The sequence below is a fragment of the Mesobacillus sp. genome (genome assembly GCF_047739415.1).
In the GTDB taxonomy this organism is placed as follows: Bacteria; Bacillota; Bacilli; order Bacillales; family Cytobacillaceae; genus Mesobacillus.
On record NZ_JBIQOE010000077.1, the window covers coordinates 1 to 12,090 of the forward strand.

Here is a 12,090-nt window from a genome sequence, read left to right on the forward strand (position 1 = left end):
GATGGCCAACTGGACATGGAGAAGTCCAGTAATGGCCTAGAATTAAAGCTAAGAGAGTCTATTTCCCATGAAAAATCCGCTGAAATTCAAAAAGGGGTTCGGAATGAGAACATTCCGAACCCCTTTTGTCGACAAACTGAATCAGCCTATGAGGCTGGTTCTTTTTTGGGGCTGCTAACAATCAAATCAATAAAAAATATTTGGTCTAAAGCGCAGTTGTCCATTGTAATTTATATAAATACCTAACTGCTAATCATGTTTTCTTGTGCTCTTAAACTTCATGAAATCCAGATAATAAGCAAAATCTTCTTTGCTGATTCCGTTTTTTATAGCTTCATCAACGAGCCCAACCCATTCCTCGTCAACAGGCATCCTGGCAGCTTTCATGTTTTGCTGTCCCATTAAATATTCAACAGTTGTATCCAGGTTATCTGCCAGACGGGACAATACCTGAAGAGATGGATTTCCCTGGATCCCTCTTTCGATGTAACTGAGATAGGATTTGGAAACATTGGCTTTCTCAGAGAGTTCACTGATCGAATACTTTTTTTCAAGCCTTAAGCTTTTAATTTTCTCGCCAACCTTCATATGGGAATCTCCTTTAAAATCATCTATTAATTCATTATAACGAACAAAATAGTTCTTTTAAAAATACAAGAAACTGAGATAAATGGAGTATTTTCTTAAAAAAGAACGTTTTTTGTTCTTTTTTAAGAAAATTAGCCATATTTTAGACTTTTTCAGAATTGATACAAATGAACTATACTCGAATGGTATAAAGTAGCAAAGCACTTCTTGAAGGGGGCTGGATGGCCATGTACAGAAAAAATTGTGATCGTTGTAACCGTCCTTCGTTTAGCAGCAGTGAGGTTGGAGAGTGGCTCTGCCCGGTTTGCGGAAATGATTTAACGAGATACCCGTTTTTTAATGCCATCAGTCTTGAGAAAGTGGCAATTTTACCGCACTTAAAAAAGCAAATTTATAAGAAAACTGGCCATCCCTAGGGTCATCTCAAGTTTATGGGGGTTATTTTAAAAAAAGAGTTCAACAATTAGAGCTATAATCTGACAAAAAACTTTATGTAAATGGTTTTAATTTTCAGATAATATTACTTTCATGCTATGATTTTGTAATTGTTTGGTAGAAAAGAGAAAAAATCCTTCTGTTGTTGCCGACAAATATTTACATGTTAAATATATAGAACAATGTACAATGACATTGGGAGTAAAAAAGTGAGTAAAAAGATACAGAAAAAGGCAAACTTGTTGAAAAACTAGGACGCAAAGTCACGGATCTAAGGTGCGATTTACTATGATGGCCGGACTGCCTGGAATACAAACTGTATTTTGGGGGGAAGAACTTGATTAAAGAGCAGGTAGTTTTCGAAGAACTGGATACAGAATGGATGCAGCTTATAATGGAAGCATTAGAGATGGGGATTAACAAAGAAGAAATCAGGGAGTTTTTAACGAAGACCAACAAATAGACAAGTGGATCATTACATAGAAAATGGAAGTGCCATCGAGCAGCTCTTATGGAGGTGCTTTTTATTTTTAATAAAGGCTCTTTTCGTATATGCGGGGAAGGAGTTTTATTCGAAAAGCCACTTAACAATGTGAAAACATCCATAATAAAAAACGGACAGCGCAGGCTGTCCATTGAGATTTATTTATTGTGGAGTCTCCATTTATTGAATTCCAGGAACTCACGGAACTGGTCTTTTGTGATACCCGAATCCATTGCTTCTTTTACAAGATTGACCCAATCAGAATCCATATTTTCTTTGTCGGGTTGTTCATGGATTAGATGGTCTACTGGTACATTCAATACTCCTGCTATCTTTTCTAAAAATTGGATTGAAGGATTTGTTTGAAGGTTTCGCTCCAGGGAGCTTAAATATGATTTTGCCACGCCAGCTTGTTCTGCCAGTTCAGATAAGGACATCCTTTTTTCTTGTCGAAGTTTTTTGACGCGTTCACCAATCACTGTTATCCACACACCTTATCAATTTATAGTTATATCATAACAAATCTGATAAAATAGTTCCATATTGAGAACACCTTATAGAACAATTATAACCAACCTTTAAGTCTTTTTGGTCTGCTTTTATGAAAAAGCATGTTGGGAAAAAAACTTATCGCTTTTATATCGGACATTGTTATTAAGAGTTGTACATTATTTTATGAAGATTCTTTTGAAATTACAGACACAATTGTCTATTGTGTTCAAAAGGGCAAAAACAAGGTAAAATGGTAGCAATCAGACAAGGTACGGGTGATGTGTTATGCAGAAAAAGTATTTATCGATCTACGAAGAGATTTCGAAACAGATCCAGGAAGGGCATTATCCTCCTAAAACGATTTTGCCATCTGAAAATGAATTTGCGGAAATGTATCATACTTCCAGGGAAACGATCCGTAAAGCGCTGAATCTTCTTGCTCAAAATGGATTTATCCAAAAAATCCGCGGCAAAGGTTCACTTGTGCTGGATTTGAAAAGACATCAGTTTCCGATTTCCGGATTGATCAGTTTTAAAGAACTGGCGGAGAACATGGGCGGAAAGGCGAAAACGACAGTAGAAGAGTTCAATCTCGAGTTGGCTGGCCGGGAAATTGCCAGGGAATTGAACGTTGAGGATAATGAAAAGGTTTGGAAGGTAAAAAGAGTGAGGCATATTGATGAAGAAAGAGTCATACTCGATAAGGACTTTCTCGTCGAAAGGCATGTGCCAGGACTTTCACGTGAGAAATGTGAAAACTCGATATTTGAGTATATAGAAGGACAACTGGAGAAAAAAATCAGCTTTGCGAAGAAAGAATTCACAGTAGAGGAACCAAGTGCTGAGGACAGAAAGCTACTTGATATGGAAGGGTTCAATGCAATCGTCATCGTAAAAAACTATATTTATTTTGATGACGCTACTCTGTTCCAATATACCGAGTCAAGGCACCGTCCTGACAAGTTCCGATTTGTTGATTTTGCCAGACGTATGGATACCCATTCTGTATAAAAAAGAAGCTGCCATTGATAATGCCCGGTTAACCAGGCTGTCAATTGGCAGCTTTTATTTGTAAATCAGATATTTGACAAGTTGATTGCCTATTTCTGATTTAATGCTTCGGGTATTTGCCGACAAGATGGATGGCGCTGATGATTCTCTTATTGATCCAGGTTCTGTTTTCCTGGGTATTAAGTTGTTCGTAAACCATCTTCCGGCCATCTTCTGTCGTAACATAATGACTTGGAAGAGTGTTCAGGCTGATGGCAATGATATCATTCCGGCACTTCTGGCAATTACAGAAGGTCTGGTAATCAGGGCTCATCATCAACACGTTGACAAGAGTGGAAACGACCTCTTCCATTACATTGACATAACTAAATTTCATGGTGCCTTCTCTCCCTATTGATGTCCTAAACTAAATTATAGTTGAATGACGGAAATATAAAATGTTTTTTTTGTTTTTGCTATAAGATAGGTCTTTTTACATGTTTTTATACAAAATAATGGAACTTCCATTAGATGTTTTACGAACGGAAGACAGGGAATTTTAATAGTGGAGATTTTTAAAAAAAGGAGATGTTGAATATATGGGTAAAAAAATTGCCTGTTTAATAACCGATTTATTTGAAGATGTCGAATATCTTGAGCCATCACGTGCTTTTACTGAAGCGGGTCATGAAGTAGTGACAATTGAAAAGGAACAGGGCAAGACCGTAACAGGCAAACAGGAAAAAGCAGAGGTTAAGATTGATGAAAGCATCGACAACGTCAAGCCGGAAGATTTCGATGCACTTTTCATCCCTGGAGGCTTTTCCCCAGACCAGCTGCGTGAAGATGAGCGATTCGTCCAGTTTGCCAAGGCATTCATGGATGAGAAGAAACCAGTCTTCGCCATCTGCCATGGACCGCAGCTGCTGCTAACTGCAAAAACGCTCGAAGGCAGAGGCGCCACCGGCTATAAATCCATCCGCGTCGACATGGGATACGCCGGAGCAAAATACATGGACAAAGAAGTCGTAGTCTGCTGCAATCAGCTCGTGACCAGCAGGGAACCGAAAGATATCCCGGCGTTTAACCGTGAGGCACTAAAAGTGTTGCAATAATATTGGCGAGGAACCCTTTTGCTTAGGCAGAAGGGCTTTTTTAATGGGCGGTTCTTCGCGACGGCGAAAAACTGGAAAAAACCGTGCCTAATTTCCAGTTCGCCAAATAAATTTTGATTATCGCCAAAAAGTCGCAGGTTTTCGCCAATAAAATCTGATTTTCGCCAATAAGTTAGAGAAAATCGCCAATAAAATAATTTTTTCGTCAATAAATTGTGGAACCTTTAACAAAAAGGTTGTGATCCTAACCAAAAAACACTGTTGGAGCTGATTTTGTTTGGAAACAACTATAATTTCTTTGAAAATAGCAAGATTGAAGTTGAAATGAACCATCAACTGGTTCATTTTGCGAATATCTTCATATAAGTTAATATAGAATTGAATTGATTCAGGGAGATGACGGAATGATTGTTTTAAAATCAGCACGTGAGATTGAAAATATGAAGGCAGCGGGCGAGCTGCTCGCCTCCGTGCATAAAGAATTACGCAAACTGATCAAGCCGGGGGTAACGACCTGGGAAATTGACCAGTTTGTCGAGGATTATTTGAAAAAGCATGGAGCCACTCCTCAGCAGAAGGGCTACCGTAATTATCAATATGCAACATGCGCCAGCATCAATGATGAGGTGTGCCACGGCTTTCCTCGAAAAGAGGCGCTGAATGATGGCGATATTGTCACAATTGATATGGTTGTTAACCTGAACGGTGCGCTGGCAGATTCGGCTTGGAGCTACGGAGTTGGAAATGTGAGCGACCAATCACAAAAACTGCTTGAAGTGACAAAAGAGGCATTGTATCGGGGTATTGCAGCCTCTGTACCTGGAAACCGGGTTGGCGATATTGGCCATGCGATCCAGTCCTATGTGGAGGGAGAAGGTTTTTCGGTTGTCCGTGAATTTATCGGCCACGGCATCGGCTCGGTGATTCATGAAAAGCCAGATATCCCGCACTATGGACTGCCAGGCAAGGGACCAAGGCTGAAGGAAGGCATGGTTTTTACCATCGAACCAATGGTCAATATCGGCGAATGGAAAACGAAGATGGATTCTAACGGCTGGACAGCGAGAACCGTAGACGGCAAGCTGTCAGCACAGTATGAACATACCATTGCGATCACTAAGGATGGTCCTGTCATTTTGACGGAACAGGATTAACTATGAAGCGGGCTGAACATGAGTTTGGCCCGATTTTTATAAATGATATGAAAAAAATTTTCACCTTCAACCAATAAAAATGAAATTCGCCGTCAAAAAATCATAAAAGGAGGCAATAAAATGGCCAGTGAGCTGAATGGGCAAAATGTCATCGTTAAGATTAAAGCCATCTACTCGTCGCTTTCCTCGAAGGAGAAGGCGGTAGCGGATTATATATTGACCAATCCGAAGGAGATCATCCATTTATCAATTACCGAGTTTTCTGAGAATGCTTCTGTAGCGGAAGCAACCATTTTCCGTTTTTGCAAACGGCTTGGATTCAGGGGTTATCAAGCTTTTAAAATTGCTCTTGCGAGTGAAGTAGTGGAACCGATCAAGAACATCCACGAAGAAATAAAGGAAGAAGATCAAGTTGTTACTCTTGCAGAAAAGGTTTTTGCCGGGCATATCGAAGCAATGAAAGGAACGCTTAATCTTCTGGATGAAAAGGTTCTTGAGAGCATTATTGATGTGCTTTCAAAGGCAACGCGGATTGATTTTTACGGATCAGGTGGTTCGTCGGCAATCGCGCTCGATGCTTATCATAAATTTCTGCGGACAGGAATCAATTGCAATGCCCACAGTGACGGACATCAGCAAATTATTTCCGCAGCGCTGCTCGGTCCCGGACAGGCGGCCGTTGGTATTTCACATAGCGGCAGCAATAAAGATGTAATAGAAGCACTCAGGATTGCAAAAGCTAATGGAGCAGCGACAATCGCTATCACAAGTCACTTTAAATCTCCCTTATCGAAGGAGACAGATCACGTTTTGTATACGACTTCACGCGAAACGCTATTTCGGTCTGAGGCATTAGCTTCAAGGCTGGTCCAATTAAGTTTAATCGATGTGCTTCATGTAGCGGTTTCAGTACGCAGGCAGGAACAAACTCTTGATAACTTGCAAAAAATCAGGGAAGCCATTTCGATAAAAAGATATTAGATGTGAAAATTATTTTCTTATTTTAGATATACATATGAAAAATTATTTGATATTATCTTTGTATAAAGTTCGTAAATTTAATAGCTGTTCAAAAAAGAAAAAGTTTTTACAAAAAAGGAGTGCATCTAAGTGAAACTAGGAATGGTCGGCCTTGGTAAAATGGGCTATAACTTGGTATTAAATTTGATGGAAAATGGCCATGAGGTTGTGGCGAACGATATTAATGAAGAAGCGATGCAGAAAATTAAAGCAGAAGGTGCTGAGATTGCTGCAGATTATAAAACAATGGTGGACATGCTGCCAAAGCCGCGTGTGATCTGGCTGATGATTCCTGCTGGCGATTTAATCGACCAGGTAATCGAGAAGTTCACGCCATACTTAGAAGAGGGCGACATTCTTATCGATGGAGGTAATTCAAACTATAAGGACACACTTAGACGTGCTGAAAAGCTTTCAGCAGCAGGCATCCAATTCATGGATGTCGGAACAAGCGGCGGTATGGAAGGCGCTCGCAACGGTGCCTGCACGATGATTGGCGGCGATGCGGAAGTTTTTGCCCATGTTGAATCAATTTTCAAGGACATTTCGATTGAAAAAGGCTACCTCTACACAGGTAAGGTCGGAAGCGGCCATTTCTTGAAAATGGTCCATAACGGTATTGAGTACGGTATGATGCAGGCAATTGCCGAAGGCTTCGAAATCCTTGAAAAGAGCCCGTTCGATTATGACTACAAAGAAGTTTCTCGCGTCTGGAACCACGGCTCCGTCATCCGCAGCTGGCTGATGGAATTGATGGAAAATGCGTTCTCTAAAGAGCCAAAGCTTGAAAGCATAAAAGGCGTCATGCATTCATCAGGCGAAGGGAAATGGACAGTTGAGACCGCGCTGGACTTGCAAACAGCTGCACCAGTCATCGCGCTGTCACTAATGATGCGCTACCGCTCACTTGAAGACGATACGTTCACAGGAAAAGTCGTCGCTGCACTAAGAAACGAATTTGGCGGCCATGCTGTTGAACGAAAAGAAGATTAAGACTCAGGTTCTCCTCTAAATGAGGGGAGCCTTTTTTTATTTTAGGCGGAAATGAACATATACCCTTATACGTTCATAAAATTATCCTTTTTTGCAAGATGGCTACGTTGCTTTTTCCGTTATAGTGGAAGTGAATACTGGAATTGGGGGCGCAGGCTGTGAAAACAAAGTGGTATTTCTTTTTTCTGACAACGATTGCCATTTCGGCTATTATATATGCTTTTCTTGGAGTCAGGGGAGATAAGCCGGTAGAAATTGGCGTCCTGATGATTGGCGAAAACCGCTACGAGAAATTTTCTGGTCTTGAAGCGGGATTGAAGGATCTCGGGTATAGCGTGAAGGAAGTCCATTTTACAGTAAAGAATGCACATGATGATGAAGTACTGATTGACAGGCAAATCGATGAGCTTCTCAAGAATAACCCCAATCTAATTGTTACGCTTGGCGGGATTGAAACCCAGCGCCTGAAAGCAAAAATGGATGAGAAAAACATTGAAATCCCGGTAGTTTTTGCAGGGCTTGCGGCACCGAAGGAACTTGGATTGATAAAAGATTACAAGTCACCAGGAGGTCTGTTTACCGGGATCAATAACTATCACGCCAGTATCTCTGGCAAGCGCCTGGAGATGCTTACTTCACTAGTGCCCGCAATCGAGAGGGTGCATGTAATTTATGACAGTAAGATTGATGTCAGCAAATTGAGCCTTGAAGAAACAAGGGAGGCAGCCAGGGAACTGGGGGTAAATATTTCCCCATGCGATGCTAGCTCGAAGGAATGCCTGGATACTCTATGGAAATCGGTTGATGATGGAGAGGCAATCCTAGTCCTGCCCAGCTTCAGAATTGAATCGCTGACAGATGAGTTAGTAAAGCTGACAAAGGAGAAAAAAGTCCCGGCTATGGGATTGTATGATTTTGAAGCGGAAAAAGGGTTGCTTGCGAGCTACGGATCCAGTTTTTATTCGCAGGGCTACCAGGCATCAAGGTTTGTCAGCCTGATTCTTCAGGGAAACAAGCCGGGAGAACTGCCTGTCGAACTGCCTGATGGGATTCGTTTTGTCGTTAACCAGCAGACGAAGGATGCGCTCGGAGTCGCCATTAATGAGGATTTGCTGCATATCGCCGAGCTGATTCACCCTGAAGTACAAGGAGGCAGGAAGCGATGAGAGCGCTGACTGATTTCTTGCACTCCCAGACAATCCGCAACAAGGTCCTTGTATTCGGGGTAGTGATGTCGACCATCCCGTTGCTGCTGATCAGCTTATTCTACTACTCTTTTGTAAAATCGGATCTGGAAACGAGAATTCTGGAAAAGCAGCATCTGGTGCTCGAGAATTTATCAAGTGAAATTCAGTATGAATTCAGCCAGACATTCCAGCGAATCCAAGTCCTCGCATCTCTTAATCTTTTGAATGAAAAACAAAGCGCATTATATGAGCTCCTGCAGCAAAGCGAATCAGTCGAGGAGGTCATAATTGCCGATGATAAAGGCTTTGTGGAAAAAAGAGTGTCGCGATACGAGCTCAATATTGCCGGGGATAATGAGCGGTGGTTCACGGATGAAATGTGGTTCCAGCTCCAGACGCTTGACAGGGTTTACGGCCAGGTAGAATTCAACCAGTACGGTCAGCCTGTTATGAAATTGGCTATTCCTTTTTACGAAGATGAATCAAAAAAAGCAATCGGAGTGGTCGTCCAGCTTCAGAAAATAATCGGAAAAATCTCGTCCATGCGCCAGGATCACTCCTCATATATATATTTAATCGATGATAAAGACCGGGTCATCGCCCATCAGGATTACAGCAAGCTCTGGCAAAAACAAACGTCTGGCAGCAATGATGAACTTGGTGTAACGGCTGAGATTGAAGACTTAAACTGGGTGCTGGTGATGGAGCAGCCGAAAACTACGGCTTTTGCCCCCATCAACAGGATGCTGCAAAGCGGCATAGGAGCAGTCGCATTGCTGATTTTAACAGTCAGCTTGATCAGCGTTTGGGCAGGGCTGTATTTTACAAGACCAATTGTTTCAATCGACCGGGAAATGAACAATTTGAAGCAAGGCCGGAAAATCAGCCCTGTAAAAATGAAACGGACCGATGAGCTTGGTAAACTGGCTGATTCCTTCAATGATATGAGTAAGGAGCTGCTTGAAAAATCAAGACTGCTCGAGCAAGAGAAGGAGAGGCTTGATGTGGTTGTCAACGGTATTGGTGCCGGGCTGGCACTGGTGACAAAAGAGTACCGGATCACCTGGATGAATCCAATTTTAAAAGGGTGGCTGAAGGAAGACCGGTTGACGCTGCCTTGTTACGCAGTGATTGGCGGGGAAAACGCCCCTTGCTTGAATTGTCCGATTACCTGTCCCGACCTTGATAAAATCGCCGACGAAGTCATGAAGTTTAAGGACGGCGCGAATGGCGAGCGGATTTTCAGGCACAGAGTGTTTCCACTCAACCACGCGATCGAGGAAGAGGGTGAATTCCTCGTCGTGCTCGAGGATATCACCGAGCAAAAACAAATGGAAGAAACGATGATCCAAACGGATAAACTGAGCGCACTTGGCATTATGGCGTCGAGCTTCGCACACGAAGTCAATAATCCTTTGGCGACGATCAATGTATACGCTGAGGACTTAATTGACCGAATCCAAGCACGGGATGAGGACCTTGATGAAGATGAAATGGAGCATTATCTCCGTAAAATCAAAGAAAATACCGAGCGCTGCAAACGCATTACCGGAAACCTGCTTAATTTTTCCCGGAAGAACGATTGGACAGAGGACCAGATTCGAGTAAAGGAAATTATCGAAAATAGCGTCAGTCTTGTCGAGCATCAGCTGAAAAAGCAGCGGATCCAGCTTGAACTTCATGTCGATGAAGGGCTGCCGGCTGTAAGTGGTGACGGACTAAAACTGATGCAGGTCATTGTCAACCTGATCAATAATGCAGTCGACGCGATGGAAAGCGAAGGAAAACTGATCATTTCGGCATCAGAAAGCAATGGAGAAGCGGTTTCAATAAAAGTAAGAGACAGCGGCCACGGAATCCCTGTCGAAGCGATGGATAAACTGTTCGATCCATTCTTCACGACAAAGCCAATCGGAAAAGGAACCGGTCTTGGCTTGTCAGTATGTTACGGCATCATCCAGCAGTTCGGCGGGAATATCACGATTGACAGTAAACTATCAGAAGGAACGACGGTAGAAATCCAGCTGCCGGTAGGGCGTTCGATGAAGGCAGGGCATGGCGTGGTAAATCAGGCGGGGAAATCTGAAGTTACAGATAGCTACGGAAACTCAGCACAAGAAACAATGGAGGTGGGCTACGATGTCAGCAATAAGATTGTTAGTCGTTGACGATGAACAGGATTTGCTTGAGCTTTTAGTAAGGAGGCTGAAGCGTAATGGGTTTGACGTGGACAGCGCTGGCACGGCCGAGGATGCCCTTGAACTTGTGAAAAAGAATGATTATGACATTGGCGTCTATGATATCAGGCTGCCGAATATGGACGGCATTGAACTTTTAAAAGAAACCAAGAAAGTCCAGCCTGATATTGAAGTGCTGATCCTGACCGGGCACGGGACGATTGATACCGCGATTGAAGCGATGAAGGTGGGCGCCTTCGATTATATTACCAAGCCTTATAATCTATCAGAATTGGAACTGACGATTGGAAAGGCTGCTGAAAATAAAGCGCTGAAAGAAAAGAATGACAGCATGAAAAAAATCATCGCCCAGCATAATGGGTTCAATATCATTGGTGACAGTGCCAATTTTAAAGAAGTGCTTGAGATGACAAGGAGGATTGCCGACAGCGATGTGCCTGTCCTGATTGAGGGCGAAAGCGGCACCGGGAAGGAGCTGTTTGCGAAAGCACTCCATTATTGGAGCTGCCGTGCAGATGAACCATTCGTGCCGGTGAACTCGGGTGCACTGCCTGAACATCTGCTCGAAAGCGAGCTGTTCGGTCATGCCCGCGGTGCTTTTACCGGAGCGAGCCAGGATAAAAAAGGACTGGTTGAAGCAGCGAAAGGCGGAACACTATTTTTGGATGAGTTGGGCGAAATGCCATTGGCTCTGCAGGTGAAATTGCTGCGTTTCCTCGAGACAGGTGAATTCCGCCGGGTCGGCGATGTACGGGAGCGGCATGTTAGCGTCCGCGTCGTCGCCGCCACGAACCGGGATATGGAAAAAGAAGTTGCCGAAGGTCGGTTCCGTGAAGACCTTTACTATCGTTTGAATGTCGTCAAGCTGACGATTCCGCCACTGCGGGAACGGAAGGGAGACCTGCCAGCACTGATTGAGCATTTCATCGGGAAAACAAAAGACCCGTCGAAGCTACTATCAAGTGAAGCTTTCGCTGCCCTTGAAGATTACGATTTTCCGGGAAATGTTCGCGAGCTGAGCCACCTGATTGAACGAGGCGTACTGTTATCAAAAGGAAGTATGATCGCAGCCGAGGATTTACTTTTGCCTCATGCTGGTAAAACTACGATTACACAGACAGAAGTCCAGCTCACGCCATTATGCTCTTTGGAAGAAGTCGAAAAAGTACACATCGAAAACGCTCTGAAGCAGATGAAATGGAACAAAACAAAAGCAGCAGACGTGCTTGGCATAAGCGTACGGAATCTTTACCGGAAAATTGATCAATATGGGTTGAAAGAATAGTTTGTATGTGTGTGGCGAACTGGAAAAAAACGCTCGGAATTTCCAGTTCGCCAATATATTTTGATTATCGCCAATAAGTAGGATGAAATCGCCAATAAAAATTTATTTTCGCCAATAAAATGAAATTATCGCCAATAAAATTGTGAACT

14 protein-coding genes and 1 riboswitch are annotated in these 12,090 nt (G+C 42.9%); of the genes, 11 read left to right on the plus strand and 3 right to left on the minus strand.

The window, feature by feature from the left end:
- A partial coding sequence (locus tag ACH0QE_RS06695) for a hypothetical protein (protein ID WP_415799923.1) occupies nucleotides 1-246 on the plus strand: 246 nt, incomplete at its 5' end.
- A gap of 3 nt (nucleotides 247-249) precedes the next feature.
- On the opposite strand, the gene ACH0QE_RS06700 is transcribed toward ACH0QE_RS06695, so the two are convergent.
- Complete coding sequence (locus ACH0QE_RS06700) at nucleotides 250-588, minus strand: helix-turn-helix domain-containing protein (protein WP_415799925.1); 339 nt, start codon at nucleotides 586-588, stop codon at nucleotides 250-252.
- Nucleotides 589-815: 227 nt separating this feature from the next.
- On the opposite strand from ACH0QE_RS06700, the gene ACH0QE_RS06705 reads away from it, so the two are divergent.
- Together ACH0QE_RS06705 and ACH0QE_RS06710 are read left to right on the plus strand one after the other, a co-directional pair.
- Nucleotides 816-1,004, plus strand: coding sequence for a hypothetical protein (locus tag ACH0QE_RS06705; protein ID WP_415799926.1), 189 nt, complete (start codon nucleotides 816-818; stop codon nucleotides 1,002-1,004).
- A 241-nt stretch (nucleotides 1,005-1,245) separates the two neighbouring features.
- Nucleotides 1,246-1,331: riboswitch (cyclic di-GMP riboswitch) on the plus strand.
- 29 nt (nucleotides 1,332-1,360) lie between these two features.
- Nucleotides 1,361-1,486, plus strand: a complete 126-nt coding sequence (locus tag ACH0QE_RS06710) for an anti-repressor SinI family protein (protein WP_084135555.1) — start codon at nucleotides 1,361-1,363, stop codon at nucleotides 1,484-1,486.
- 179 nt (nucleotides 1,487-1,665) lie between these two features.
- Here ACH0QE_RS06710 and ACH0QE_RS06715 read toward each other — a convergent pair whose 3' ends face one another.
- Nucleotides 1,666-1,986, minus strand: a complete 321-nt coding sequence (locus ACH0QE_RS06715; RefSeq protein WP_023625726.1) for a helix-turn-helix domain-containing protein — start codon at nucleotides 1,984-1,986, stop codon at nucleotides 1,666-1,668.
- A gap of 298 nt (nucleotides 1,987-2,284) precedes the next feature.
- Between ACH0QE_RS06715 and treR the strand changes: the two genes are divergently transcribed.
- Nucleotides 2,285-3,010: a trehalose operon repressor gene (gene treR / locus ACH0QE_RS06720; RefSeq protein WP_415799928.1), complete on the plus strand. Its 726-nt coding sequence runs from the start codon at nucleotides 2,285-2,287 to the stop codon at nucleotides 3,008-3,010.
- 100 nt (nucleotides 3,011-3,110) lie between these two features.
- Here treR and ACH0QE_RS06725 read toward each other — a convergent pair whose 3' ends face one another.
- On the minus strand, nucleotides 3,111-3,386 hold the full coding sequence (locus ACH0QE_RS06725) for a late competence development ComFB family protein (protein WP_041967705.1): 276 nt from the start codon (nucleotides 3,384-3,386) through the stop codon (nucleotides 3,111-3,113).
- 202 nt (nucleotides 3,387-3,588) lie between these two features.
- On the opposite strand from ACH0QE_RS06725, the gene ACH0QE_RS06730 reads away from it, so the two are divergent.
- From ACH0QE_RS06730 to ACH0QE_RS06760, 7 genes are all read left to right on the plus strand, one after another.
- Nucleotides 3,589-4,104: a type 1 glutamine amidotransferase domain-containing protein gene (locus ACH0QE_RS06730; protein WP_415799929.1), complete on the plus strand. Its 516-nt coding sequence runs from the start codon at nucleotides 3,589-3,591 to the stop codon at nucleotides 4,102-4,104.
- A 404-nt stretch (nucleotides 4,105-4,508) separates the two neighbouring features.
- Entirely contained in the window at nucleotides 4,509-5,258 is a 750-nt protein-coding gene (gene map, locus ACH0QE_RS06735) for a type I methionyl aminopeptidase (protein WP_415799930.1), read from the plus strand.
- Nucleotides 5,259-5,378: 120 nt separating this feature from the next.
- Nucleotides 5,379-6,239 (plus strand): MurR/RpiR family transcriptional regulator, encoded by an 861-nt coding sequence (locus ACH0QE_RS06740; protein WP_415799932.1) that lies wholly within the window; start codon nucleotides 5,379-5,381, stop codon nucleotides 6,237-6,239.
- A 129-nt stretch (nucleotides 6,240-6,368) separates the two neighbouring features.
- A complete protein-coding gene (gene gnd, locus ACH0QE_RS06745; protein ID WP_415799934.1) occupies nucleotides 6,369-7,271 on the plus strand; it encodes a phosphogluconate dehydrogenase (NAD(+)-dependent, decarboxylating) in 903 nt (300 codons plus the stop codon).
- 158 nt (nucleotides 7,272-7,429) lie between these two features.
- On the plus strand, nucleotides 7,430-8,437 hold the full coding sequence (locus ACH0QE_RS06750; RefSeq protein ID WP_415799935.1) for an ABC transporter substrate-binding protein: 1,008 nt from the start codon (nucleotides 7,430-7,432) through the stop codon (nucleotides 8,435-8,437).
- On the plus strand, nucleotides 8,434-10,626 hold the full coding sequence (locus ACH0QE_RS06755; protein ID WP_415799936.1) for an ATP-binding protein: 2,193 nt from the start codon (nucleotides 8,434-8,436) through the stop codon (nucleotides 10,624-10,626). The genes ACH0QE_RS06750 and ACH0QE_RS06755 overlap by 4 nt, the downstream gene beginning before the upstream one ends.
- The gene (locus tag ACH0QE_RS06760) at nucleotides 10,598-11,941 is read left to right on the plus strand and encodes a sigma-54-dependent transcriptional regulator (RefSeq protein WP_415799937.1); all 1,344 of its coding nucleotides are present in this window, start codon (nucleotides 10,598-10,600) and stop codon (nucleotides 11,939-11,941) included. The genes ACH0QE_RS06755 and ACH0QE_RS06760 overlap by 29 nt, the downstream gene beginning before the upstream one ends.
- Nucleotides 11,942-12,090 lie beyond the last annotated feature (149 nt).